19 protein-coding genes are annotated in these 25,193 nt (G+C 70.9%); 13 read left to right on the top strand and 6 right to left on the bottom strand.

Annotated elements, in window-relative coordinates; genetic code table 11:
• Positions 1-46 precede the first annotated feature (46 nt).
• Positions 47-505 (top strand): hypothetical protein, encoded by a 459-nt coding sequence (locus AB0C28_RS42605; RefSeq protein WP_358081358.1) that lies wholly within the window; start codon positions 47-49, stop codon positions 503-505.
• A gap of 3 nt (positions 506-508) precedes the next feature.
• On the opposite strand, the gene AB0C28_RS42600 is transcribed toward AB0C28_RS42605, so the two are convergent.
• Positions 509-2,521, bottom strand: coding sequence for a DUF6571 family protein (locus tag AB0C28_RS42600; RefSeq protein WP_358081508.1), 2,013 nt, complete (start codon positions 2,519-2,521; stop codon positions 509-511).
• Between the two features lie 290 nt (positions 2,522-2,811).
• On the opposite strand from AB0C28_RS42600, the gene AB0C28_RS42595 reads away from it, so the two are divergent.
• A complete protein-coding gene (locus AB0C28_RS42595) occupies positions 2,812-3,048 on the top strand; it encodes a hypothetical protein (RefSeq protein WP_358081356.1) in 237 nt (78 codons plus the stop codon).
• Here AB0C28_RS42595 and AB0C28_RS42590 read toward each other — a convergent pair.
• Positions 3,045-3,926, bottom strand: a complete 882-nt coding sequence (locus AB0C28_RS42590; protein WP_358081353.1) for a helix-turn-helix transcriptional regulator — start codon at positions 3,924-3,926, stop codon at positions 3,045-3,047. The two genes, AB0C28_RS42595 and AB0C28_RS42590, sit on opposite strands and share 4 nt — an antisense overlap.
• A gap of 134 nt (positions 3,927-4,060) precedes the next feature.
• Here AB0C28_RS42590 and AB0C28_RS42585 point away from each other — a divergent pair, with 134 nt between their 5' ends.
• A complete protein-coding gene (locus tag AB0C28_RS42585) occupies positions 4,061-4,990 on the top strand; it encodes an NADP-dependent oxidoreductase (protein ID WP_357852746.1) in 930 nt (309 codons plus the stop codon).
• Positions 4,991-5,014: 24 nt separating this feature from the next.
• A complete protein-coding gene (locus tag AB0C28_RS42580) occupies positions 5,015-6,073 on the top strand; it encodes a kelch repeat-containing protein (protein ID WP_358081349.1) in 1,059 nt (352 codons plus the stop codon).
• Between the two features lie 42 nt (positions 6,074-6,115).
• Here AB0C28_RS42580 and AB0C28_RS42575 read toward each other — a convergent pair whose 3' ends face one another.
• Complete coding sequence (locus AB0C28_RS42575) at positions 6,116-7,096, bottom strand: helix-turn-helix domain-containing protein (RefSeq protein WP_358081347.1); 981 nt, start codon at positions 7,094-7,096, stop codon at positions 6,116-6,118.
• 117 nt (positions 7,097-7,213) lie between these two features.
• On the opposite strand from AB0C28_RS42575, the gene AB0C28_RS42570 reads away from it, so the two are divergent.
• The gene (locus AB0C28_RS42570; RefSeq protein ID WP_358081345.1) at positions 7,214-8,167 is read left to right on the top strand and encodes an NADP-dependent oxidoreductase; all 954 of its coding nucleotides are present in this window, start codon (positions 7,214-7,216) and stop codon (positions 8,165-8,167) included.
• Between the two features lie 220 nt (positions 8,168-8,387).
• Positions 8,388-10,295, top strand: coding sequence for a serine hydrolase (locus AB0C28_RS42565; protein WP_357852757.1), 1,908 nt, complete (start codon positions 8,388-8,390; stop codon positions 10,293-10,295).
• Between the two features lie 29 nt (positions 10,296-10,324).
• On the opposite strand, the gene AB0C28_RS42560 is transcribed toward AB0C28_RS42565, so the two are convergent.
• Positions 10,325-10,837, bottom strand: a complete 513-nt coding sequence (locus AB0C28_RS42560) for a hypothetical protein (RefSeq protein ID WP_357852760.1) — start codon at positions 10,835-10,837, stop codon at positions 10,325-10,327.
• A 94-nt stretch (positions 10,838-10,931) separates the two neighbouring features.
• Positions 10,932-12,278, bottom strand: coding sequence for an NB-ARC domain-containing protein (locus tag AB0C28_RS42555; RefSeq protein ID WP_358081342.1), 1,347 nt, complete (start codon positions 12,276-12,278; stop codon positions 10,932-10,934).
• 213 nt (positions 12,279-12,491) lie between these two features.
• On the opposite strand from AB0C28_RS42555, the gene AB0C28_RS42550 reads away from it, so the two are divergent.
• From AB0C28_RS42550 to AB0C28_RS42540, 3 genes are read left to right on the top strand one after another with little or no spacing between them, the layout of a single operon-like run.
• Entirely contained in the window at positions 12,492-16,022 is a 3,531-nt protein-coding gene (locus tag AB0C28_RS42550) for a hypothetical protein (RefSeq protein WP_358081339.1), read from the top strand.
• Positions 16,013-16,699, top strand: a complete 687-nt coding sequence (locus AB0C28_RS42545; protein WP_358081336.1) for a hypothetical protein — start codon at positions 16,013-16,015, stop codon at positions 16,697-16,699. Before AB0C28_RS42550 ends, AB0C28_RS42545 begins: the two co-directional genes overlap by 10 nt.
• A complete protein-coding gene (locus tag AB0C28_RS42540; RefSeq protein ID WP_358081333.1) occupies positions 16,696-19,152 on the top strand; it encodes an NACHT domain-containing protein in 2,457 nt (818 codons plus the stop codon). Before AB0C28_RS42545 ends, AB0C28_RS42540 begins: the two co-directional genes overlap by 4 nt.
• Before the next feature lie 2 nt (positions 19,153-19,154).
• Here AB0C28_RS42540 and AB0C28_RS42535 read toward each other — a convergent pair whose 3' ends face one another.
• Complete coding sequence (locus AB0C28_RS42535) at positions 19,155-19,304, bottom strand: hypothetical protein (protein ID WP_358081330.1); 150 nt, start codon at positions 19,302-19,304, stop codon at positions 19,155-19,157.
• Positions 19,305-19,615: 311 nt separating this feature from the next.
• Between AB0C28_RS42535 and AB0C28_RS42530 the strand changes: the two genes are divergently transcribed.
• From AB0C28_RS42530 to AB0C28_RS42515, 4 genes are all read left to right on the top strand, one after another.
• Positions 19,616-20,008 (top strand): hypothetical protein, encoded by a 393-nt coding sequence (locus AB0C28_RS42530; protein WP_357852774.1) that lies wholly within the window; start codon positions 19,616-19,618, stop codon positions 20,006-20,008.
• A 1-nt stretch (position 20,009) separates the two neighbouring features.
• Positions 20,010-22,082 (top strand): DUF4132 domain-containing protein, encoded by a 2,073-nt coding sequence (locus AB0C28_RS42525; RefSeq protein WP_358081327.1) that lies wholly within the window; start codon positions 20,010-20,012, stop codon positions 22,080-22,082.
• A 234-nt stretch (positions 22,083-22,316) separates the two neighbouring features.
• A complete protein-coding gene (locus AB0C28_RS42520) occupies positions 22,317-23,432 on the top strand; it encodes an STAS domain-containing protein (protein ID WP_358081325.1) in 1,116 nt (371 codons plus the stop codon).
• 151 nt (positions 23,433-23,583) lie between these two features.
• Positions 23,584-25,182 (top strand): restriction endonuclease, encoded by a 1,599-nt coding sequence (locus AB0C28_RS42515; protein ID WP_358081323.1) that lies wholly within the window; start codon positions 23,584-23,586, stop codon positions 25,180-25,182.
• Positions 25,183-25,193: the final 11 nt, after the last annotated feature.

The raw sequence follows: 25,193 nt of genomic DNA, 5'->3' as shown, positions 1-25,193 counted from the left end.
CATTATGAGACTTGTCCGGAGGCTGGCCTGCGTTCGGAGGAAATCAATGATGAATCCGGCATGGCGCGTGCTTTCGGCGCCCCTGATCGGGCTTTTCGTGCTGGCCGGGTGTGGGGGGAACGAGGAGCCGAAGGTGCCCACGGCTGCTGAGGCGGCTGTGACGCTCAAGGACCACGTCACTCGGACGCTGGACGGCGCTCTGGGCAAGGACCTCAAGGTCACGGACCCGGGCGGCAAGGATGTTCCCTGCGCTGAAGGCAAGGTCAAACGAACGTATGCGGCCAAGGCCAGGGACTCCTTCTATTCCGGAGATTCGAATCTGACCCTCCTGGCGATGATCGGCTCCCTGGGCAAGGTCGCCGAATACGACCTGACCAGCTCGAATTCCAGCGACACCTACCAGGAAGCCACGAACAAGGATCTCCACCTCCGTATCGTTCTGAGCGCACCGGACAAAGGCTCGATGGTGGTGAGAGGCGAGACGGAGTGCCTTCCGGCCAGGTAGTGGTCAATCGAAATCCGCGGCGGCGAGCATCGACTTGTCGCGTGCACCGCGGAACGCCACGTCCAACCTCTCTGTCGCCTCGCCGACGCGGGTCTCGTCCGTTAGGCCGGATCCGTTCGCGATCAGCCAGTTGTTGAGGTTCCGGAGCGCTTCCTTGCTCTGCGCGATTTTCTCGAAGGGCAGCAGCCGGCCGTTCTCGTCCACAATCGGCGGCACGTTGAACCGTTCGTCGGCCGCCGACACCTCCGGTTTGAACCCATGGGCCATCAGCGTGTCGATCAGCCAGCGCCCTCTCACCAGCGCGGCCAGTCGCGTCTTGTCGTCGAGAAGGTCCAGTCGCGTCTTGTCGACCTTGTCCAGACCATTGATCGCGGATCCCGCGATCGTGCTCACCAGGATCCACAACGGTTGCCCCTGCAACGGTACGGAGATCCCCGCCATGTTCGTGAAGAAGCCGAGCTTGGCGGCTCGCTGCTCGCGAAATTCCTCGTCCTTCTTGTCAAGCGAGCCTTGCACGGCTCGTTCGGCGGCGAACTGCATGCCCGCCGTGTAACCGAGCGCCCTCATCGCCCGTTCCAGGTGGTCGATGCTTCCCTTGCCGTCCGCCTCGGCCGCCGCGGCCATGAGCCGGTCGGTCAACCGGCCCATGCCCTCCTCGAACGGCGCCACAGTGGCCGGGGAGTTCGCGAACAGCTTCATGAACGCGTACGTCTCCTCCGGCGACAACCGAAAGGCGGGCTTCAACCCCGGCACCACCGTCTTCACCGGCCCGAAAGCACTCCCCTGCGTACGATTCGAGTCGCCCAGATTCGCCCCCTCCGTCACCTCCGTCGCGTAAGCGCCGGCGATCTCCGCCAGATGTTTCCTGGTCGAGTCGTCTATTTCCACCGGCCAGATCCCGCGCCGCCGTTCCTCCGGGGTGGGATTGGCGAGACCCGGCAGCGCCCGCATGAGGTCGAAGGCGAACTTCGCCGACTCCGGCGAGTGCGCCCCGTCCTTCTCGTCATAAGCCCCCGCCGCGGCCGCGAGCATCCGCCCGAAGGCGTCCGCCGCCTCAGGGCCGGCGGACACGGACGTCCGGGTCCGCCGGAAGAGGTCCCGCAGCAGCTCCGCGAGCGGCACGCCGTCCTTGCGCACCGCGCCCAGAGCCAGCCGAGCGGCGGCGGGATTGTTGCCGAGCGCGTCGAGATACCCCTCCATCTCCTTGCCCTGCAGCCCGGCCTCTGGTGTCAGCGCGTGCGCCTTCACCACCTTGGCCAGCCATTCGGACGGAAAGTCCCCCGCCCGCAGCAGCCAGCCCAGCGCACGATGCCCGGGCTCGGGCGGCTCCCTGGTCAGTTCGTCCTTGAGCCTGGCGAAGCCCGGCACGTCCGTACCGGTGAAGACAGCGGAGTCCTCGCGGCCCGCGCGCGTGACGACGTCCCCGCCGCGGATCGCGGTGCCGAAAGCGCGGCTCACCACGTCGATCGCCTTCTCCGGGTCCCGCATGCCCTGCCGCAGCTTGCCGGCAATGTTGAGCGTCCCCTCCACGCCCAGCCGGGCGAAGAACGCCGCGGTGAAATCCGGGTCGTCGCGGTGCGCGTCCAGCTCGGCGATGAGCGCGCCGAGCTCGGCGTCGTTGGGCCGCTCCCCGAACGTTCCGAAACGCGACCTCGCGTCCCGGAACCGGTCGGCCAGCTCCGCCCCCTTCTTCCTGGCCTCGCTCTGCGACATGAGCTTGCTCTCGTCGAACGGCAGCAGGCCGGTCCGCCACGGCGTCAACGCGTTCGCCGCCCTGGCGGTCTGGGCCCGGCGGCGCAGCTCCGGCAGCTTCGTGTCCAGCCACAACAGCGTGGCGGCGAGCGGCTGCAGCTCCGCCGCGGGCAGCCGCGCCTGCTCCAGCAGCCGGCGCAACGCCCCGGCCGCCTCGCCGACCCGGTCGCCACCGGTCTTGAACGTCGTGATGAACGCGTCCATGCGCTCGGGATCGAGCCCGCTGTAGTCAGGGGAGAGCGGGCCGGTGCCCGGCGGCGTCATTTCCACGATCGCCTCCCGCCTGTTGGCAGCCGCCCTCAGCGTAGAAGCAAAGCCGATCACTTCAGCATCGATCGACCAACTCGGCATAATCTGCCGCGCATGTCGGCCCCCGGCAGGAGTGACCAACTCACTCTCGTCTGCCACTCACGCGCTGTCAGTGCCCAGACATCTCGTGATCAAGTGGCTTTCTCGCTGACGGCGGCCCGGCCGGCGGTGGCAGTCGAGTACTCATCACCCAGAAGGTAGACCCGAGCTGGATCGTGAACCGTGGCGAGTTCCCATGAGGAAACATGACCGAACACTATGACCAGATTCAGGGATTTCGTAGTCCGGATGAGTTCGCTCGCTTCCAGGAATGGCTCAGCGCCGCGATCAAGAGCGGGGACTTCGAAGAGATTCCCGTGGAGTCACGGTACGGAAATATAGAGAATTTCGAAGAGAGGTGGTTCCGGGATCTCACTGGGGTGGTGTGGCGTCTCGTCTCACCAGGGCCACCGTTCATGGGTGTCTTTGTGATCGTCGCCTAGTCCGACCCTCTGAAGCTCGCCTGTGTCACGTCCGAGGCGTCGAGGCTCATGTCCTGGGTGCCGATGACGGACAGCAGCTCCAGTTGGGCCGCTCCCCGGCTGCCGGCCGGCGCGGTGAACCAGAGCAGGCGCTGGCGGCCGTCCTCGCTGAACAGGCTGTGGCAGTCGACCTCGATGATGCCCAGTGTCGGGTGGACCAGGCGCTTGTGGTCGGCGCGGCGTAGCGCCACCGTGTGGTCGTCCCACAGGCCCGCGAACTCGGTGCTGCGCCGCCGCAGCGTGGCCACCAGCCGCAGGACGTGGGCGTCGCGGCCACGGCGGGCGGCGACCGCGCGCAGGTCGGAGACGAAGACCCGAGAGTGGTGCGGGTGCTCGTCCTGCGGGTAGAGCGTGCGGGCTGCGGGGTCGGTGAACCAGCGGTAGACGTAGCTGGCCTGCGGGCCGGTTCTCATCGGGTGGCGGCCGATCAGGGCGGCGGCCAGGTCGTTCTGGGCCAGGGTTTCGTGCAGGTCGGTGATGATCATGGCGGGGGTGGTGGCGAGCCGGTCGAGCATGGCGAGCATGGCCGGCTGGACGTGGGCGGTCGGGCCGTGTGTCGCCGGGACGGGGCGGCCCGCGAGGTGGAAGAGGTGGTCGCGTTCGTCGCCCTCCAGCCGGAGCGCGCGGGCGAGCGCGGCCAGGGTCTGGGCCGACGGTTGGGCGCCGCGGCCACGTTCCAGCTCGGTGTAGTAGTCCGCCGACAGGCTCGCGAGCTGGGCGACCTCCTCGCGGCGCAGCCCGGGCACGCGGCGCCGGGGGCCGGTGGGCAGGCCGACATCAGACGGCCGGACGCGGGCGCGGCGGGTCTTCAGGAACGCGGCCAGTTCGCGGAGGTTCACCCTTCCATGGTGACCCCTGGCGGCGGGGCGTAGCCAGGGGGTGGCAACCCTAGGGTCGGCTCAGCCCTGGTCGGCGGGCGCACTTCGGGCCAGCGTGAACGGGAATTCCGCTATCCCTACCAGGAGGGCTCCTCATGCGTGTCATCATTCAGCGCGCGCTCGGCGGGCCGGACGTGCTCGAACTCGCCGAGGCCGACCGGCCGGAGCCGGGCTTCGGGCAGGTGCTCATCGCGACCGGCGCGATCGGCGTCAATCCGGTCGACGTGCACGTACGATCGGGCGCCCTGCCGCTGCTCGGCGAGCCGCCGTTCACGCTCGGCTGGGACGTCGCCGGCGTCGTCGAGGCCGTCGGCCCCGGCGTGTCCGCGTTCTCCGAAGGCGACGAGGTGCTCGGTCTGCTCGCCATGCCGGGCGCGGGCAACACTTATGCCGAGTACGTGCTCGCGTCGGTCAACGAGATCGTGACCAGGCCCGAGGGGCTGAGTGTCGAGCAGGCGGCGGGTCTGCCGATGGCCGGTCTCACCGCCTGGCAGGGTCTCGTCGGTCTGGCCCGGGTCGAGGCAGGGCAGCGGGTGCTGGTGCATCGTGCCGCCGGCGGTGTCGGACACCTCGCTGTGCAGATCGCCAAGGCTCGGGGTGCTCATGTCGTCGCCACGGCGAGCGCGGGGAAACATGAGCTGCTGCGCCGCCTCGGTGTGGACGAGCCGGTCGACTATCGAGCCCGCGACTTCACCGAGATCGAGCCCGTCGATGTAGTGCTCGACCTGGTCGGCGGCGAGTACGGGAACCGCTCCGCCCGCGTCATCCGGCCCGGCGGGCTGCTGGTCAGCGCCTATCCGCAGGACACCGGGGTCACGCCGGAGCTGGTCGCCGGGCTCGGTATCCGGCATGCCGTCCTTGTCGTGCATTCGTCCGCTCCCGATCTTGCCCGGCTGACGGCGCTCGTCGGGGAAGGGCGGCTCACCGTGCACGTCGATCAGGTGCTGCCGCTGGCGGAGGTGGCCAAGGCGCACGAGGTCGTCGAAGGCGGGGCGGTCACGGGGAAGCTCGTGCTCGTGCCCTGATGAACTGACCAAGCAAGGAGAATCATGAGACGTGGTATCGCCCTGCTCATCGGGGCCGTCCTGGCGACGGCGAGCCCCAGTTCGCCCGCGTACGCGCACCCCAGCCACCCGACGCCCACCGCGACGACCGCGCCGGCCGATCCGGTCTACGGGAAGGGGTGGTCGCGGCGGGCGGCGATCGGTGGCGGGCCTCGGCAGGAGCACAGCGTGGCCGCCCTTGGTCACCGGGTCTTCATGCTCGGCGGCATCGTCCCTGAGCCGGCCGGGGGCGTCGTGACCACCGGGCGGGTGGAGGTGTACGACACGCGGCACGACACCTGGTCGGAGGCGGCCCCACTGCCCGTCGCGATGAACCATCCCAACGTGGCGACCGTCGGCGGCCGGATCTACGTGCTCGGCGGGCTGTCCGGGGGCGCGTCGTGGCAGGCGTTGCGGGACAGTTTCGTGTACGACCCGCGTACCGGCCGCTGGACGTCGTTGCCGCCGATGCCCGCCGGGCTGGAGCGGGGCAGCGCCGCGATGGGCGTACGCGGGACGAAGATCTATCTCGCGGGCGGCATGCGCACGCTGACGCCAGGACCCGGCGGGCTGCAGGACACGGTGGACCTCGTGTCGTCGTACGACGTCGTGACCGGCCGGTGGGAGAGCCTGCCGAGCCTGCCGCAGGCGCGCGACCACGTCGGCGGGGCCGTCGTCGGCTCGACCTTCTACGTGCTCGGTGGTCGCGACCGGGGGCAGGTCAACGTGCGCGACACCGTGTACGCGCTCGACCTGCGCTCGCGCCGCTGGTCGGAGCGGGCGCCGATGCCGACGGCCAGGGGCGGGATCGCCGCCGCGGCCGTGGGCGGCAGGATCTACACGTTCGGGGGCGAGGGTCGGCACGACGGGACGAACCCGAACACGGTCTTCGCCGAGGCGGAGGCGTACGACACGGCGCGCGACCGCTGGGTGCGCCTGGCGCCGATGCCGGTGCCCCGGCACGGGACCGCGGCCGTCGCGGTGGGCGGCACGATCCACATCCCCGGCGGAGGTACTGCCGCGGGCGCGGCCCCGGTGGACGTCAACGACGCCTACCGGCTGTAGCAGGCCGGCTCACAGCAGGCGAGAGCCGATGACTGTACAGGGTCAACGTGTCGTCATCGGCTCCGGTGCGTGGTGGGCGCGGCGGTAGGCCAGGGGTGACAGGCCCACGTACGTGTAGAAGTGCTTCCGAAGCGCGACCGGGTCGCCGAAGCCGCAAACGGTGGCGATCCGGGCGACGGGCAGGTCGGTGGACTCCAGCAGCAGCCGTGCGTGCGCCAGCCGCCGCTGCGCCAGCCACTTCAGCGGGCTGCTGCCCACCTCGCCGCGGAAGCGCCGGGTGAAGGTGCGTACGCTCATGTGCGCGTGCCGGGCCATGTCCTCCAGCGTGATCGGCTCGGCCAGCCGGTCCAGCGCCCACTGCCGGGTCGCCGAGGTGGAGCGGTCGGTGTCCTGCGGGACCGGGTGCTCGATGAACTGCGCCTGCCCGCCCTCGCGCCACGGCGCCACCACGCAGCGCCGCGCGGCGGCCGAGGCCACCGCCGCGCCGTGGTCGAGGCGGACCAGGTGCAGGCACAGGTCGATGCCGGCCGCGCCGCCCGCGGAGGTCAGGATGCGTCCGTTGTCGACGAACAAAACGTCCGGATCGACCTCGACCTCGGGGAACAGCCGCGCCAGCGCGTCGCACAGCGCCCAGTGCGTGGTGGCCCTGCGGCCGTTCAGCAGACCGGCCGCCGCGAGCAGGAAGGCGGAGGTGCACAGGCTGACGATGCGGGTGCGCGGCCCGATCCTGGCCAGCGCCGCGGCGACCTCCTCGGGGAGCGCGCCGGTCGCGAGCAGCCGCTCGCCGGGCTCCTGGGTGGCGAGGACGACGGTTTCCGCGTGCTCCAGCGCCGACTCGTCGTGGTCGACGACGATCCGGTAGTCCTCGTGCGTGCGTACCGGCCGGCCGCCGAGTGAGCAGGTGGTGACGGAGTAGAGGCGGGTCCCGTCGGGTTCGCAGGCCTCGTTGAAGACCCGGGCCGGGATGCCCAGGTCCAGCGGCAGGACTCCGTCGAGGGCGAGCACGGCGACACGATGCGGCATGGCTGGAATGGTACGGTAGCTGGCTTTCCGGCCACTCACGCGCCTCCATGCGTTCCCGGCACTGTTGCTTCTGCCGGGGCCGTGAGCAGCGTCCCGGCAGAGGAAAGGTGAGACGACATGATGCGAGCTGTCACCATCAAGGAGTTCGGCGGGCCGGACGTGCTGACCGTGGAGGACGTCGCGCGCCCCGAGCCGCTGCCGACCGAGGTGCTGGTACGGGTGCACGCCGCCGGGGTCAACCCGGTGGACTGGAAGACCCGCGTGGGCCACGGCATGGCCGGGCTGCAGACGTTCCCGCTCATTCTGGGATGGGATGTCTCCGGCGTCGTCGAGGAGGTCGGCTTCGGCGTCACCACGCTCGTGCCCGGGGACGAGGTGTACGCCATGCCCTGGTTCCCGCGGGCCGCCGGCGCGTACGCCGAGTACGTGACCGCGCCGGCCCGCCAGTGGGCCCGCAAGCCGGCCACCCTTGACCACGTGCACGCGGCCGCCGTGCCGCTGGCGGCGCTGACCGCCTGGCAGGCCCTGGTCGACACCGCCCGCGTACAGGCCGGGCAGCGGGTCCTGATCACGGCCGCGGCCGGCGGGGTGGGCCACTTCGCGGTCCAGTTCGCCCGGCACCTGGGCGCCCACGTGATCGCCACCGCGAGCGCCGCCCGCCACCCCTGGCTCAGGGAGCTCGGCGCCGAGGAGGTCATCGACTACACGGCCTCCCCCTTCGAGCAGGCCGTCAAGGACGTGGACGTCGTCGTCGACCTGGTGGGCGACGGGCAGGACCGGACCGGCACCCGTTCGATCGAGGTCCTGCGTCCCGGTGGCCTGCTGGTCGCCGTCCCCGGCGGTGTCTCCCCCGAGCTGGCCGAGGCCGCCGAGGCGGCCGGCGTGCGCGCCACTCCGTTCCTGGTGGAGCCGGACGGCCCCGCGCTGACCACGATCGCCGGCCTGATCGACGACGGTCAGGTGGCCGTCGAGGTGGAGGAGACCTTCCCGCTGGAGCAGGCCGGCGCGGCCCACACCCGGGGCGAGGCCGGCCGTACGCGCGGCAAGCTCGTCCTCACCGTGACCGGCTGACCGCGATCACCGCTGACACGGAGCAGTACGGGCGTCGCGCTCCCAATGTCGTGAACAGGAGGTTCGACCACCGGGCCCTCGCCGAGGCGGGTGAGGCAGGTCGTTCGTGGGGCAGTTGCCGTCCCAAGCGGCATCTCCGATTGAGTACGGGGCTACTCAGGCCCGCTCCGGTCGCCGACCTCATCGTTGGATCGTCCAACAGCTTTGGGGGGGTTTGACCATGACGTTTCCGTTCGTGCCGTACAGCCGGCGCGATGTCCTGCACGCGGCCGCCGGGCTCGGCGCGCTGCTCGGGCTCGACCTGGCGGGGCTGGGTCGCGAGGTACGGACCGCGGTGGCGGGGCCGTTCGGGTGGGTGGCGCGGCACAACCTGACCGCCGACCAGTTCCAGGCGGAATGGGACCGGCTGGCAGGGCTGGGCTACCGCCCCACGCACGTCGACGGGTACACGGTCGGCGGCCAGGCCAGGTACGCAGGGATCTGGGAGCAGGCGCCCGGCCCGCCGCTGATCGCCAAGCACGGGCTCACCTCGGCGCAGTACCAGGCGGAGTTCACCCGCGTCACCGGCCTGGGATATCGCCCGGTCGTGGTGAGCGGGTACGAGGTCGGCGGGCAGGCGCACTTCGCGGCCATCTGGGAGCAGACCGGCGGTCCGCCCTGGGTGGCCCGGCACAACCTCACCTCGGCCGAGTACCAGGCCGAGTTCGACCGCCTGCTCGGCCTCGGTTACCGGCTCGTGCTCGTGGACGGGTACCAGGTCGGCGGGCAGGCGCGGTTCGCCGCGATCTGGGAGCAGACGGCAGGGCCCGACTGGGTGGGGCGGCACAACCTCACCGCCGCCCAGTACCAGGCCGAGTTCACCAACCTGACGAACCGGGGCTTCCGTCCGGTTCACGTCAGCGGGTACATGGTGGGCAGTACGGAGTTGTTCGCGGCGATCTTCGAACACGGCGACGGGCCCGCCTGGTCGGCGAGGCACGGCCTCGACTCGGCCGCCTATCAGGCCGCCGTGGACGATCATCTGCGCCGTGGCTACCGGCCGGTCAAGGTGAGCGGGTACGGCCTGCCGCGCTTCGCCGCGATCTGGGTGAGCCAGACCGCGAACGACTTCTCCCGCGTGGACGCCGCCGTCAACCGCCACCTGACCGGTTCGGGCGTGGCCGGCATCTCGCTGGCCATCGCGCGCCGCGGCGCGCTGGTCTTCGCCAAGGGGTACGGCCTGGCCAGGCGGGACACCGGCGAACGGCTCACCGAACGGCACGTCATGCGGGTGGCCAGCGTCTCCAAGCCGATCACGGCGGTCGCGGTCATGCGGCTCGTCGAGTCCGGCCGCCTGGCGCTCGACCAGCGCGTCCTCGGGACCGGCGCCATTCTGGGCACGCGGTACGGCACCCAGCCGTACAGCGCGGACCTGCGGTCGATCACGGTCAGGCACCTGCTGGAGCACACCGCAGGAGGCTGGCCCAACGACGGCACCGACCCGATGTTCACCAACCCGACGATGAACCAGACTCAACTGATCACATGGGTGCTGGACAAACGGCCGCTGCAGTTCACGCCGGGCACCAGGCACGTGTACTCGAACTTCGGCTACTGCCTGCTCGGACGGATCATCGAGCAGGTGAGCGGGCTGTCCTACGCCGACCACGTCCGGCAGAACGTGTTCGGGCCCAGCGGGATCGGCAACATGCACCTCGCCGCCGACACCCTCGCCGAGCGGCGGCCCGACGAGGTCGTCTACTACGGCTCCGGCGACCCGTACGCCCTCCCGGTGCGGCGCACGGACGCGCACGGCGGCTGGCTGGGCTCGCCGGTGGACGTCGTACGGTTCGCGGTGCGCGCCGACGGCTTCCCCACTGTCGGTGACCTGCTGCGCCGCGACACGATCAGCACCATGACCACCCCGTCGGCGGCCAGCCCGACGTACGGGCTCGGCTGGTACGTCAACAGCCTCGGCAACTGGTGGCACACCGGCCGCTACATCCCGGGCACCGAGGCCGTCATCGTGCGCACCGCGAACGAGTTCTGCTGGGCCGCCGCGGCCAACGGCAACAACGTCGACCTGGACGCGATGATGTGGGACGTCTACCGATCCGTCTCCGTCTGGCCCGCCCACGACCTGTTCTAGCCGGCGGTCAAGGGATCAGGCTCTCGGCTCTACTTGAAGCAGTCCTGCTTCTTGAGGAAGAGGCCCACGCCCAGCACCTTCGTCTTCGAGAGGTGGAAGACGAAGGTCGCCCTCCGGTTGCCGGGCACACTGGCGATGGGCCCGTCCGCGTTGATCCTGAAGTCGGGATAGGCCCGCCGGAGCTGGGCGATGGTCGAGCCTCTGCCGATCCCTTGCGGAGTGCGTACGTTGCCCGGCGCGGCGATCGCGGCGACACCGTGCCTCTTCGAGATGAAGACGCCCGCCCGGTCGTTTCCGTAGCGCTGTTGCTTCAGGTCCCACGTCGTGCAGGTCGGCAGGGAGTTGCGGACGGACTTGCGGACGATCTTCCCGGTCGCCCTGGCCTGGGCCGCGGTCATGCCGAGCTTCACGGAGCCGTAGCCCGTGGGGCCTAAAAGGAGCTTCTGCTCGGCGAGGGCCGGAGTGCCGGCGGCGAGCATGATTCCGCCGGCGAGCGCGGCCGCCAGGGCCGAACGGCCGAGGGTCAGAGTGTGATTTTTCATGATCGCAGACCCTACAGGTCTTGACTCACGGATGTCGGCAGATCACTCATAGGGGCGACGATGAGCGCCCCCGTTCCAGGCGGTGATCTCGCGGTTACGTCAAGGAGGCGGTGCGGCAGCGGACGCGGACGGAGGGTCTGACGCCGTGCGGTGGCCGCAGGGTCGAGGCGTGCGCGTGGACCAGGTCGTGCAGCCGGTAGCGGCCGGGGGCCGGCTCCTGGAGGAGATGGGCGTCCAGGAGCGGGTCCAGCAGGCGGCTCGCCCGGTCCGTGGTCGTGTTCAGCAGGGCAGCGGCGGTGCCGAGGGTGAAGGACGGGTGCGGGGCCGAGCCCAGGAGGCGGTAGGTCCGGCGCTGGTCGGGGGGCAGGCGTTCGTAGGAGCGGTTGAGTGCGCCGGTGACGCTCTGGTGGCCGGCCGCCAGCTCGGCGAGGCGGTCGGTGGTCAGGCGGTCGAGCAGGTGGCAGGCGTTCCATGACGGGTGGGCCTGGAGGCGGGCGGCGGCGAGGCGGATGGCCAGGGGAAGCAGGCCGCAGCGGCGGACGATCTCGGCCAGCACGTCAGGAGGCGCGTCCGCGCCGCCTCCCGAGGTGACGTCCGGGGCGCGGCCGGTGGTGACGTCCAGGTCGTAGCCGGCGGTGCGGACGAACAGGGCGACCGCCTCGGTCAGGGGCAGGGTGTCCAGGGAGAGGATCCGGGCGTCGCCGGGGCAGGTCAGGCGGTGGCGGCTGGTGACGATCACCCGGCAGCCGGGCGTGGCGGGCAGGAGCGGGTGGAGCTGGTGTTCGCCGGCGGCGTCGTCCAGGACGATCAGCAGCCTGCGGTCGGCCAGGACGCTGCGGTAGAGCGCGGCACGGTCGTCGAGGTGCCACGGGACGTGCTCGGCGGGCACGCCCAGGGTGCGGAGCACGCGGGCGAGCGCGTCACCGGGCTCCACCGGCGCCGCCCCCTGGGCATGGCCGTGCAGGTCCACGAAGAGCTGCCCGTCGGGGAAGAGAGGGGCCAGGCGGTGGGCGGCGTGCACGGCCAGCACCGTCTTGCCCGTCCCGGCCATGCCGGTGACGAAGACGACCGGCTGGGTGGTGCGGGCCGCCACGAAGGCCGCCTCGCACTCCCGTACGCCGGGCGCGGCGACGTCGGCGGGCAGTTGGCGCGGGACGGTCCACGGTCGCGGGTCGGCCACGACGGGCCTGCCCGTGTCCGCACCGCCGGCGACGGGTGCGCCGGTGGTGCTGCGGGCGGCCGTGTTGAGGGCCGCCCGTTCGGCCTCGTCCAGGTCCAGCGCCCGCGCCAGCAGCAGGACCGAGGTGGTCCTGGGCCGCAGCAGCCCGTCGTTCTCCAGCCGGCGCACCGTCCTGACGTTCAGACCGGCCCGTTCGGCGAGTTGTTCCTGCGTCAGCAGCGCCCGCCGGCGCCACGTGCGCAGCAGTTCCCCCAAGGACATCCCGGCACCGGGATACATTCCTCCGACACCCCCGTTCTCATCGTCGGCCTGTCTCACGACGCATCCCCCGTCGTTCTTGACCATCGAAACCGTGTCCCGCCTGTTCAAGCCACCGTTCGGACGGCATTGGACGGAATCGGACGGGGCGGATCACTCGGGCATCGCGCGCAAACATGATTGAGGGCGTGCGAGTGATTGGCCAGAATGAGCGCCATGGGCGAGCGAGGCGGGGGCGGCCGATCTCACGACGTGTGCCCCTACCAAGGTCTGGTCCCGTTCGAGAGCACGAAGGCGGAGCTGTTCTTCGGCCGTACGCGGGCGACCCGCGGCCTTCTGGACCGCCTGGCCGGCTGGCTGGCCGGGCACGGGTCCGTGCTGCTCGTCTCCGGCGCCTCGGGGGTGGGCAAGTCGTCGCTGCTGCGCGCGGGGCTGATGCCGGCGCTGGCGGAGGGCATGCTGCCGCTGCCAGGGTCGCGGGACTGGCCGCGGCTGCTGGTGACGCCGGGCGCCGATCCGTTCGGCACGCTCGCCGCGGCGTGGGTGCGGGAGTTCGGCGGCACGGCCGAGACGACGGCCTCGCGATTACGCCACGCGCCGGGTGACGCGCTCGGCAGGCGGTTCGTGCTGGTGGTCGACCAGTTCGAGGAGCTGTTCACCCTGGTGAGCGACGAACGGGAGCGGCAGGCGTTCGTACGGACGCTGCACGCCCTGGCGCAGGGCCGGGACGGCGCCGCGGTGATCGTCGGAGTGCGGGCCGACTACTGGGACCGCTGCGCCGCCTACCCGCGGTTCGCCGCGGCGATCCAGGACGGTCAGGTCATCGTCGAGCCGATGACGGAGCCGGACCTGCGGCTGGCCATCACCGGCCCGGCGGCCACGGCGGGCCTGCGGCTCGAACCGGGGCTGGTGGAGATCATCCTGGCGGAGCTGGGGGCCGGCGACGGGTACGAGGCCGGCGCCCTGCCCCTGCTCTCCCAGGCCCTGCGCAACACCTGGGAGCGGCGCGAGAAGGACACGCTGACGGTCCGCGGGTACGAGGACTCCGGCCGGGTCCGCGACTCCGTCCGGCGTACGGCCGACGAGGTCCTCGACGCGCTGCGGCCGGACGACCGCAAGGCGGCGCTCAGGGTGTTCCGGCGGATGACGACGATCACCGCGGGCGGCCGGGTGGCCCGGCGCCGGGCGACGCTGGCCGAGTTGCACGCCGCCGCGTCCGCGCACGACGCCCAGGACCGGGAGCGGACGGCGGCGCTGCTGTCCGCGTTCGCCGGCCGGCGGCTGCTCACCCTGCACGAGGACAGCGCCGAGATCGCCCACGACGCGCTCCTGACCGCCTGGCCCGCCCTGCGGCGCTGGCTCGAACCCGATCTCTCCGCGCAGTCGGTGTACGACGGGCTGGTGGAGGCCGCCGCGCAGTGGGCGGACAACCACCGCGACCCCGCCTTCCTCTACCGGGGGCCCCGGCTGCTGGCCGTCCAGGACAGCCGGCCCCGCTGGGAGCGCGATCCGGACAGTTTCCCCCCGCCCGGCGCCACTGTGGAGAACTTCGTCGCGGCCTCCGAGCGGGAGGCGCGGCGGGTGACCCGGCGCCGCCGGCTCGTCATGTCGGGCCTGGTGGCGCTGTCGGCGATCGCCCTGGTCGCGGCCGGCACCGCCGTCAACGCGGCGGACGCGGCGAACCGGCAGCGCGGGCTGGCCAGTTCCCGCCAGCTCGCGCTGCACAGCGAGGTCACCGGCGACACCGCCCTGGCCTCGATGCTGGCCGTGGCGGCGTGGAAGATCGCGCCCACGAACGAGGCCCGCAACCGGGTGCTGACCGCGGCGACCCGTACCGGCAGAGGGACCCTGACCGGGCACGGACGCGGCGTCAAGGCGGTGGCGTTCAGCCCCGACGGCGCGCTCATCGCGACGGGCAGCGACGACGGGACGGCGCGGCTGTGGGACGCGGCGACGCGACGGCAGATGGGCGCCCCGATCACGCGGGGTCAATACGAGTGTTCGAGCGTGCGGCTGGCCCTGAGCACCGACGGCCGGACGCTGGCCACCGCGTGCCTCGACAGCGTCCTGTTCTACGACGTGCGCACCCGTCGCCAGGTGGGCTCCGAGGTGAAGGCCGGCGGGGTCGTCAGGACGCTCGCGTTCAACCCGGACGGCAGGACGCTGGCGACCGGCGACAGCAGCGGCGTGGTCCAGCAGTGGGACGTGGCCACGCACCGCCCGCACGGGGCTCCCATGGGCCGGGCGCACGAGGGGTTCGACCATAAGAAGGCCGTTTTGGGGATCGCGTACAGCAGGGACGGGAAGATCCTGGCCACCGCCGGGGAGGACAAAACCGCGCGGCTCTGGGACACCGCCACGTCCCGGCAGCTCGGCGAGCCCTTCACCGGACACGCCCAGCCCGTCATGGACGTCGCCATCAGCCCCGACGGGTCGACGCTGGCCACCGTGAGCTGGGACCGTACCGGCCGGGTGTGGGACGTGGCCACGCGGAAGCAGCGGGGCAGGCTCATCGACCGCACCGCCGGCTACTCCTCGATCGCCTTCAGCCCGGACGGCACCAGGATCGCCACCGGCGGGGACAGCGGGCGCACCGTGGTGTGGGACACGGCCAGCCGGCGGCAGGTGTTCGCGCTGGCCGACAACTACTCCGGTGTCGACGACATCACGTTCAGCCCGGACGGGACGCTGCTGGCCGCCGCCAGCGGCGACGGCGTGGTCCGGCTGGCCGACCCGTGGACGCTCCAGCAGAAGGGGACCCATGTGCCGGCGTCGGGGGCCGTCGCGCTGAGCCCGGACGGGCGGATCCTGGTCACCGGCGTCGCCGACGAGAAGAGCCCCGACCTCCAGCTCTGGGACGCGGCCCACCAGCGCCCCCTCGGCCCGCCGCTGCGTCCCGTGACCGCCCGCCCCTCGGCGGCGTACCGGCTCCAGTTCACCCCCGACGGGCGGACGCTCCTGTCGGAGAGCCTGGACGGGATCCGGCTCTGGGACGTCGCGAGCCGCCGCGAGATCGCGCACGAGAAGTCGCTGCACCACGCCCTGATCAGCTCCGACGGCCGGTTCGTCGCCGCCCAGCGGGACAAGTCGCTGGTGTTCTGGGACCTCGCGAGCCGCAGGGACTTCGGGCCGCGCATCACCGTACGCGACGCGACCGACGTCATCACGGCGATGGCGCTCAGCCCGGACGACAGGATCGTGGCGACCGCGGGCTTCGACGACCGGATCCGCTTCTTCGACGTCGCCACCGGCAGGGAGCTGCCCGGCCCGACGTTCAAGGCGCACGGCGGGCTGGTCAACGACCTGGCCTTCAGCCCCGACGGGCAGCGGCTGGCCGTGACCGCCTACGACAACAGCGTGCGGCTGTGGGACGTGCCGCGCCGCCGCCCGGTCGGCATCGGCCTGATCACCGACGACGGCATGGCGACCGCGCTCGGCTTCAGCCCCGACAGCAAGGTGCTGGCCACCGGGCTCATCGGCGGCGACGTGCAACTCTGGGATTTGCTGACCTACCGACGGCTCGGGCCCGCGATGAGAGGCCACGGCAAGAGCCCGACCGACCTCGTCTACAGCCGCGACGGGACGACGCTCGCCACCGCGTCGGGAGACAGGACGGCGCGGCTGTGGAACGTCCGCACGCCGCCTGACCTGGTGGCCGCGGCGTGCGCCAACGCGGGGCGCTCCCTCACCCGCGAGGAGTGGGAGAATCTCGTGCCCCAGGAGGAGTACCGCCAGACGTGTCCCTGACCCTGAGGACGGAGACCACGACGATGTTCCTGCGCGGCTTACGGCGGCGGACAGGCCGGCCGGTCCCGGAACTGGTCGCGTTGTTCCGTTCGATCGTCGAGGGCGGCCGCGACTTCCATCCGATCGCGTCCGACTTCCTTGAGCACTTCATGGACGGCGCGGGCGCGTCGCGGACGATGTCGCAGCGGTGGCTGCGCTCGTTCAAAGTGATCAAGAAGGCCGAGCGCAAGAACCAGCGCCGCTTCGAACGGCAGCTCGCGCGGAGCGCCCGGCAGTTGCGGGAGGGAGAGTCGAGCTGGTTGCACGACTACTGGGACGCGCGGATCAACGCCTTCATCGGCACGGAGCTGTTCTACGTCAGCAGGATGAGCCTGCTGCGCTCGCAGGGGTCGTTCGTGCTGACCAGGGACGGGCCCGAGGTGAGCGTGTCCGGCACGGTACGGCACCGCTGGTTCGACCCCTACGACTGGGACCGGGGGCGCTGGGTCTACATCCCGCGCCACGGGTTCGTGCCCATCGCGGTCGGCCGTGATCTGGTGGAGGCCGACGAGGCGCGTAACTTCCTGATGGAGTCGCGGCACGTGCAGACGCTGGAGGGCCGCTGCCGCGACGGCCGGTGGCCCTCACGGCGCGGTGACGAGTTCGTCTGGTCCCTGGTACGGGCGGGAGAGGGATGATCGAGGAGCGTCCCCGGCCGCCGGACCCCACCCGGGCGGGCAGCACCGAGGACTTCGTAGGGGCGCTGGTCCGGCTCAAGCAGTGGGCGGGCGAGCCGTCCCTGAGCCGGCTGCGCTCGCTCGGCGGGCAGACCACGGCCGCCGACGGGGCCACCGTCGACACGCTGCCCAAGAGCACGGTCTCGCACGTCCTGCGGCAGACCGACCGGCTGCCGCGCTGGGACTTCGTCCGGGCCTTCGTGACCGCGTGCTTCCACTACTGCGAGTACCCGTCCGAGCTGATCCCCGGTGAGCTCGAACGCTGGCGGGCGGCCAGGACGGCCCTCGCGGAACCGTCCGTTCCCGTGCTCGTCGATGAACCCGCCCTCGCCACGCCCGACCCCGCTGTGGAGCTGCTGATCCGCCGGGTGCTCCGCGAGGAGGACCGGGCGCGCAAGGGGCTGCTCGGCGGCTACAACCTCGCGGCGCTCTCCTTCAGCCGGTACGGCGACCCCGGCGAGACCACGCACGATCTGCACACGATCGGCCGGTTCTTCGACGGCCTCCGCCCACGCCGCCTGCTGGTCGTGGGCGAGTCGGGGGCGGGCAAGACGGTGCTGGCGATCGAGCTGGTGCTGCAACTGCTGGAGCCCGTGCTCGCCGGCCGCCTCGACCAGGGCAAACCGGTGCCGGTACGGCTGAACGCCGCTCGCTGGACCCTCGGCAGGCCGTTCGAGACCTGGCTGGCCGAGCAGCTCGCGCAGGACTTCGGGCTGGCGGCCAAGGACGCGCAGCGGCTCGTCCGTGACCGCCGGGTGCTGCCGGTGGTGGACGGGCTGGACGAGCTGGACCCCGAGCCCGGCTGGGGCCGGCCGCGCCGGGCGATCGGGCTGCTGGCCGAGCTCAACCGCTACAGCGACCTGTCCGGACGGCGTCCTGGCGCGGTCGTCGTGACCTGCCGGGCCGACCGGCACGCCGAACTGCGCGAGGCGGGGGCCGGGCTCGACGACGCCGCCCAGATCCAGCTGCATTCCCTGACCGACCAGCAGATCGGCGCGTACCTGCGGGCCCGCTGGCCGGACGGGCATCCCCACGCCGCGCGGCGCGAGGCCGTCCACGAGGCGCTGTCCGGGCCGGCGGGCAAGGCCGTGCACGCCGCGCTGTCCACGCCGTGGCGGCTGGTGCTTACCGTGACCGCCGTGGAGTCGGGTGCCGATCCGGACAAACTGCTGCGGGTGGAGCCGGGGCTCGACAGCGGTGAGGGGGCGGCGCGGATCGTCAGGAGGTTGCTGGAGGCGTACGTGCCGGCGGCGACCGTGCTCACGCCTCGTGCCGCCGCGCACGGAGCCGCGTACCAGCCGGATCAAGTGCGGTCGTGGCTCGTGCTGCTGGCCGGCCACCTGCGCCGGCAGGCCGCGCGGGGAGCCGCGGCTGACCGGCCGCCGCCGGGGCTGACGGCGATCGACATCGTGCCGCACCTGCTGTGGCCGATCGGCGGCCGGCGGATCGTCCTGATCGTGCACTGCCTGGCCTGCGTGCTCTTCGCGTGCGTCGCGATGCTGGCGTTCTGGACGGGGTCGGCGGCCGACGCGGCCGGGACCGGGGCCGAGCGGGTGCTCACCCTGACGCTGATGGCGAGCTGGGTGGCCCTCGCCACCGGACTGTCGCTGTCGCCCTGGCCGGCCGCCGCCGGCGGGCGCAGCGAGGTGCCCCGGCGGCGGCGGGTGCTCGGCGGCCTGCTGGGCGCCCTGGCCGGGCTGCCCGTCGGGGTGCTCGGCGGCCTGGCCGGGCTCATGCTGACCGGCGGCAGGATCTTCGGTCCCGTCTTCGCCGTCGCCGCGGGCGGCACCGGCGGGCTGGTGCTCGGGGCGGTCATCGGGCTGACGGCGGCCGGGCGAAGGGGCGCGGAGCGAATGACCGTCTCCGAGGTGGTCCGCGCGGAGCCGTTCACGCTGCTCGGCTTCGGGTTGTGCGGCGCGCTCACCGGGCTCGCGCCGCTGCGCCTGGCCCATGCGGGCCCGCTGCCGCTGGCGGCGGGGGTCGCCGGCTCCTTCGTCCTCGCGTTCGCGCTGGGGGTCGTCTTCAAGATCGCCACCGGCGGCTGGAGCAGGGACGCCGAGCTGGCCCACCCGCGCGAGGCCCTGCACCGCAACCCCCTGATCGGCCTCGCCTTCGGCCTCACCGGCGGGGTGGCCGCGTTCCTGGTGTTCATCATGAACACCGGTGTGGTGGAGTCGCTGGTGTGCGCGCTGGTCGGCGGGGTGACGTTCGGGCTGGCCTTCGGGGCGGTCGCCTGGGCCCGCACGATGATCGGGCTGGCCGTGGCGGCCATGCGGCACCTGCTGCCGCTGCGCTTGTGGGCCTTCCTCGACTGGGCCTGCGAGGCCCGGCTGCTGCGGGTCAGCGGCGCGACGTACCAGTTCCGGCACCGCGAACTGCAGGACTTCCTGACACCGCCCGACAGCGGCGGATGAGTTCACCCCATCACGGGTTTGACCTCGAACGGGTCGACGACGAAGTAGCCGTCATGGGCGGTGCACTCGCCAGGCGGCTCGGTGAACGTGGCGATCCTGGGGATGGGCGGCTTCAGAACGGGCGGAAAGTTCGAGCCGCCCGCCTCGATCAACGTACCCTCGAAAACTCCCCCGACCTGGGGAATCTCGATGCCCCGCCGGCCATCCTCGGCCCGGGCCGGCTTCGTGCCCTCGGGCCACAGCGGGATCTGCGTCCTGTGCCGCCCATGGGCGGCCTTGGGTGTGTCCGGGGTGCAGGCACCGCACTCACGAGCACGGCGACGACCGCGGATAGTCGCCTCACGGGGGCGACCCCCTTCCGGCGGGAGTTGGCTGGACCGTACCGCAAGATCTGTCGTTCGCCGCTGCTATAGATGACGCCAGTAGCTGATCTCCACTGATCTCGACGACAGAAGGATGGCCGATGGCATCGGTGACGTTTCGCGACGAGTCCGCGACCGGGCGGGCGTTGGAGGAGTTCTCCGTGCCCGGCCTGCCGCAGTGGATCTCGGCCAGGGAGCTGGTACGGCTGCGCGTGCGCGAGGAGGTGGCCCGGCACAACGCCGCCCCCAAGGCGCTCTTCCGCGGGCTGGTCAAGCCGACCGACGCCGAGGCCGAGCTGAACGGCTACCGGTTACGCACCGCGCGCCGGCTCGACTGGGAGAAGCAGGCCGACGCCGCCGAGTCCGCGTTCGCGCGCAACGGGTTCCTGCTGCTGATCGGTGACCGGCAGATCGAGGACCTGGATGTGCGGATCGACCTGGCCGCCGATCCCGTCGTGTCGTTCGTCAAGCTCGTCCCGCTGGTGGGTGGCTGACGTGAGCGTGCTGTCCCCTCTCGCGCAGCGCCTGCTGGACCTGATCTCCGGCACCGCGAGCGATCCCACGTACTGGCCGGAGGTCTCCCGCCTGAGCGTCGGCTTCGCCGGGCTGGGCAGCGGAGCGACCGTGGCCACCGCCCCGCACGCGCTCGACGGGCCGGCCAGGGAGCGGCTGGTCGAGCCGGCCCGCGAACTGGTCGGGTTCCTGCTGGAGGAGACCAGAAGGCACGTGTACGGCCGGTCCACCGTGCTGGTGGCGGCCGGGCTGGCGGGCATGGACGCCGACGTGCGCGCCGTGCTCGCCGAAGACTGCGGGCCGATCGCCATCGCCGAGACGGACCTGCTGCTCGACTGGGACGTGGAGCTCCGGGCGCTGTTCCGCGAGGCTCCGGGTTTCTCCGAGCCGGTGCCGGGGTTGACCGAATGGCTCGCCGGGCTGCCCGGATACCTGGGCTTCACCCGTACCGTGCTGGAGATGGCGCGCGACCGCGTCGCGGCGATCCACGCGGGCGAGATCCCGTACCGGGCGGAGAAGGCGTTCGACGACAGCGAGAAGCGGGTGCTCGGCAGGGCGGTGCGGGTGGCGCTCCTCCGCGACGAGAGCTGGCTGCCCGAGCTGCTGGACGAGCTCGTACGCGGCATCGCGGTGGCCCCCACCCAGGCCAAGACGCTGCCCTCGCAGGGGCTGCTGTTCGAGATCGCCCGCGCGGCGGAGCAGTTTCCGACGCCCGAGGCGATCTCCGCGCTGCGCACCGCCCGCCGCATCACCCGGCACGGCGGGGTGCCGATGCAGCTCGACCGCAAGTTCAAGCGCATGGAGCCGGCCCTGGCCGAGCGGCTGGAGGTGGCGTTCAGGATTCCCGACGGGCGCGTGCGCCAGGAGCTCGGCGAGCACACAGCGGTGATCTCGATCGACGGCGGGGTCGAGCTGTCGTGGTGGCACGGCGACAAGAAGCTCAAATCGGTCCCGGCGGCGGTTCGGCGGGAGCACCCCGACGAGGTCAAGCGGCTGCGCGAGCTGGCCAAGCTGGCCCAGCAGCAGCAGGCGACCCTGGGCAGGGCGCTGGAGGCCGGCTACACCGGCGGCACGGACGCGCCGTACCGGCGGCTCGAAGGCCATCCGATCGCCGAGCGGCTGATCTGGGAGTTCGAGGTCTCCCCCGGCGTGTGGCGCGCCGAGCTGGGGCTGAACGTGCCCGACCTGCCGGTGCGGCTCTGGCATCCAGCCCGCGCGTCCGTGGAGGAGGTACGCGGCTGGCGGGAGCTGGTGCAGGGCAAGGAGCTGCGCCAGCCGTTCAAGCAGGCCTTCCGCGAGATCTACCTGCTCACCCCGGCGGAGGAGGCGGCCGGCGAGTGGTCCAGCCGGTTCGAGGGGCACGTGCTGCACTATCGGCGGCTGCGGGCGCTGTTCAAGGACCGGGGCTGGCAGTCCAAGTTCCAGGGTCACTGGGAGGACGACTCCGACGCGCACCGGGTCATGGCGAGCGGAGAATGGCGGGCGTCGCTGGAGCACTACCTGAACGACGGCGAACACGCCGAGATCGGCCGCGCCCGCTTCCAGCGGATGATCGGCGGGGCCTGGCACGACGCGCCGCTGACGGAGGTGCCGCCGCTGGTGTTCAGCGAGGCCATGCGCGACATCGACCTGTTCGTGGCCGTCGCCTCGATCGCGACCGACCCGGAGTGGATCGGTCAGGGGTCAGAGCGGATGCGCGACTACTGGCAAGCCGGCCCGTTCGCGCCCCTGCCGCCCTCCGGGGAGGTGCGCAGGGACGCACTGTCCCGCCTGATCGGCCGCACGGCCATCGCCGACCGGTGCACCCTGACCGATCGTCATCTGGTGGTACGGGGGGATCTGCGCACGTACAAGATCCACCTGGGGTCGGCGAACATCCTGATGGAGCCCAACGACGCCTACCTGTGCATCGTCTCCGCCCGCGGCCCCCATGCGGGGCTGTTCCTGCCGTTCGAGGAGGACGGGCGGCTGGCGCTCATCCTCAGCAAGGCGTTCCTGCTGGCGAACGACACCACCATCACCGACCCCTCCATCACCCGCCAGCTCCGAGGCTGATCGGGCTTCGTCGGCTTTCGCCCGTACGACCGTTGCGAGTTCACCGTGTGGAACTGATCTCCCTCACCCGACTCCGTAGGATCGGCCACGCGTATCGTGTGTTCGGGGATCTTCGGCCTCACGCAACCGTGCGTACGTCCATCGCAAAACGGCGACCATCGAACGTTTAAGACGTCAGGCGCGTCAAATGCAGTGTGCGCATGCTCGGCGACGGCTGCTCGCGGAGGAGGAACCGTGGTAGACCCCACGCCCCAGGTGATCGTGATCGTGCTACGCGGGGTCGTCGACGACCGCTCCGCGAAGGCAACGGCCCGCATGTTGAAGGACCGCTTGGAACAGCCCAAGCGCTGGCTGATCTTCGACTTGTCAGATGTCCGGCGGGTCACCCCTGGCGGCTGGCGGTTCGTCCTGCGTGCCTGGCTCGATGCACGAGAGGCGGGTGGAGGCGCGACCCTGGCGGGCGATGCGGGGGACTGGCTGGCCATGGCTCGCCAAATCGGGCTGCCGACTTCACCTGACGTGGATCACGCTCTGGCGGCCCTGAACCCGGAACGCCGGGAGCTTGAAAAGATCTTGCCGATGGAACGTCAGTCGTACGAGGGACCTCGGCTGAGAATGCCGCTCATGGACGGCTGGGAGAAGGCATTCCTTGCCTTCTTCGGATACCGCTCGTCAACCGACCCCTTGAAGGACGCGTTCTCCCGTGCGCTGGTCATGCAGGCGCTCGCCGACGTCAGGCGGAACGAGATAGAGCCCGATCCGGCTACAGAGATGATGCCGGACGACGAGGTGCTGGACGCCTTGCGTGAGTCCCTGTTGCCCCGCGGCACGCAGGAAGGCTTCGCCTACCTCGGAGACGCCGAGAGCGCGCCGGCGGTTGAGCAGGCGCTGCGGCAGTTCGGCGAGGCGTTCGGCTGGGAGGTCACGCCGCGTTCCGAGCCGCTGGAAGGCTCATGGTTCCGCCGGTTCCGGCTGAAGGCCAAGGATCTGGCGATGTCCGCGGACGCCAAGGAGATCGCCGAAGAACTCCGCCGGGCGGCCGAGCTCCGGGCGCTGCACAGCGTCCAGGCGGACAACGACAGCAAGCAGGCACAGGCGGCGGCGACGCTGATCCAGGCGCTCGACGGCACCGATCAGGCGGTGGTGATGGTCGGGTCGGTCCTGGTCATCAAGGATGCGGGCCGCTTGGCGGTGCGTACGCTGACACAGCGGCAGCTGATGTTCCTGGAGCGCAGCGCCGACATGACGCAGCCGAGCAACGTACTCGAGGCGCTGGAACTGTGCGGTGCGGCTGATGACCCACCGCCGACGCGAGATCGCTCACTGCCACCCGGCGAAGATGCCGACTGAGCCGACGGGTGTGCTCCTGTACCTGATCGGACCCATGACGAACACGAGCCGTCGATCTAGTCTGATCTGGGCGTCACAGTGGACCACGAGCCGACCACGATGTGTTGGGCCCGAGTCCGGCTGTCCCGTGTAGAGCGGAGGGCTGATCGAGGTGGCGGGTGGTCGCAGCGAATGGGAAAGGCGTCAGGCAGCTCTTCGTCGCGAGGCCGAACGGCGAGCCCGGGAAGCTGCGAAGATCGCTAAAGAGCAGGAACGCGAACGGCAGCGCCAGCACCTTGAACGCCAGCAGTCCACGGCAGAGCGGAAGACGGCCACGGTTGCTCAGCGCATCGAGGAACTGGACCGTGTCTTGCTCTCGGCGCTCGGGGTGCGTCCTCTCTCCTTCGATCAGATGCGGGTGGCCGGCTCGATACGGCCCTTCGAGCCAGAGCCCCGCCTGACCGTCTCCGAGACTGCTCCTGATTGGGCGGCGTACGAGCCATCACCGCCCGCCGGTCTCGGCAAGTACTTCGGGGGCAAGGCCCGCTACGAGCAAGCTCTGGCCGAGGCACGCACACGCTACAACAGAGCGACTGACAGCTATCAGCAACGTGTACAACAGCGCCTGACCGAGCTGAATGCAGCTCGGAGCGCCTACGACCGCCAGGTGGCCGAGGAGCAGAAGAAGATCGCGGAGGCCAACGCCCGGCTGAATCAGATCCGTACGGATTTCAATACCGGCCGGCCGGAAGCCGTGGAGTGGTTCGCGTCGAAGATCTTGGAACGATCGACGTATCCAACGGGCTTCCCAAAGATCTTTCAGGTGGCGTATCGCCCCGAGAACCACGACCTGGTCGTCGAACTCGAGCTACCACCGCAAGGCGTCGTGCCGGAGGTTCGCGCGTACAAGTACGTGAAGAGCCGGGATGCCATCGATCCGGTCCCGCGGCCACAGACGGAGGTGAAGCAGCGATACGCCAAGCTTCTCGCCTGCGTCGCGCTCCGTACACTGCATGAGATCTTCACCGCTTCGCCTCGCGAACTCGTCGAAGCGATCGTGTTCAACGGCCGCCTCAACACCATCGATCAGGCGACAGGCAAGAAGGTTCGCCCCCATTTGCTGAGCGTGGAAGCTGAGCGGGCCGAATTCGAGGACCTCGTCCTCGCCGAGGTCAATCCGGTGGCGTGCCTCAAACGTCTCAACGCCCTGGTGTCGCCGAACCCGTACGATCTCGAATCCATTGAGCCGTTCATCACTTTCGACCTCAAGCGGTTCCGGTTCTCTGAGGACATGGACGTCGTGTCGGGACTCGACTCCCGCCGCAACCTGCTCAAGCTCTCGCCCACCGAATTCGAGCACCTCGTGAGAGAACTGTTCGTGGCCATGGGAGCTGAAGCCTGGACGACCATTCCGTCCAAGGATGGTGGTGTAGACGCCGTGGCGACCAGCGACAACCTCTTCTTCGGTGGCGTCTGCCTCATCCAGGCAAAGCGATGGGCGAACCTCGTCGGCCTCGAAGCCGTTCACGCTCTCACCGGTGTGATGGCCGACCACAACGCGACCACAGGCGTCCTGGTCACCACCTCCTGGTTCGGGCGGGCCAGCGAACAGTTCGCGCAGCGCAACAGAATCACGCTCATCAACGGGGCCGAGCTCAAACACCTCATCAGGAAGCACTTGAACATCGACGTCATCCCGGGGACCTCGCCTCCACGGCAGGCCAAGGCATCCGACAACAGACAGTCTGGTCGATCTGGCCCCGCTGTCTAACGCATAGCCCT

This window comes from Nonomuraea sp. NPDC048892 (assembly GCF_040649735.1).
Classification (GTDB): domain Bacteria; phylum Actinomycetota; class Actinomycetes; order Streptosporangiales; family Streptosporangiaceae; genus Nonomuraea; species Nonomuraea maheshkhaliensis.
Note: the sequence above shows the minus strand (reverse complement) of the source record. Positions and strands in the feature narration are given on the sequence as shown.

Bases quoted from the DNA above. Each gene is read 5' to 3' on its own strand.
- AB0C28_RS42605 (WP_358081358.1), top strand. From the start codon at position 47: ATGATGAATCCGGCATGGCGCGTGCTTTCGGCGCCCCTGATCGGGCTT.
- AB0C28_RS42600 (WP_358081508.1), bottom strand. From the start codon at position 2,521: ATGACGCCGCCGGGCACCGGCCCGCTCTCCCCTGACTACAGCGGGCTC.
- AB0C28_RS42595 (WP_358081356.1), top strand. From the start codon at position 2,812: ATGACCGAACACTATGACCAGATTCAGGGATTTCGTAGTCCGGATGAG.
- AB0C28_RS42585 (WP_357852746.1), top strand. From the start codon at position 4,061: ATGCGTGTCATCATTCAGCGCGCGCTCGGCGGGCCGGACGTGCTCGAA.
- AB0C28_RS42580 (WP_358081349.1), top strand. From the start codon at position 5,015: ATGAGACGTGGTATCGCCCTGCTCATCGGGGCCGTCCTGGCGACGGCG.
- AB0C28_RS42575 (WP_358081347.1), bottom strand. From the start codon at position 7,096: ATGCCGCATCGTGTCGCCGTGCTCGCCCTCGACGGAGTCCTGCCGCTG.
- AB0C28_RS42570 (WP_358081345.1), top strand. From the start codon at position 7,214: ATGATGCGAGCTGTCACCATCAAGGAGTTCGGCGGGCCGGACGTGCTG.
- AB0C28_RS42565 (WP_357852757.1), top strand. From the start codon at position 8,388: ATGACGTTTCCGTTCGTGCCGTACAGCCGGCGCGATGTCCTGCACGCG.
- AB0C28_RS42560 (WP_357852760.1), bottom strand. From the start codon at position 10,837: ATGAAAAATCACACTCTGACCCTCGGCCGTTCGGCCCTGGCGGCCGCG.
- AB0C28_RS42555 (WP_358081342.1), bottom strand. From the start codon at position 12,278: ATGTCCTTGGGGGAACTGCTGCGCACGTGGCGCCGGCGGGCGCTGCTG.
- AB0C28_RS42550 (WP_358081339.1), top strand. From the start codon at position 12,492: ATGGGCGAGCGAGGCGGGGGCGGCCGATCTCACGACGTGTGCCCCTAC.
- AB0C28_RS42540 (WP_358081333.1), top strand. From the start codon at position 16,696: ATGATCGAGGAGCGTCCCCGGCCGCCGGACCCCACCCGGGCGGGCAGC.
- AB0C28_RS42530 (WP_357852774.1), top strand. From the start codon at position 19,616: ATGGCATCGGTGACGTTTCGCGACGAGTCCGCGACCGGGCGGGCGTTG.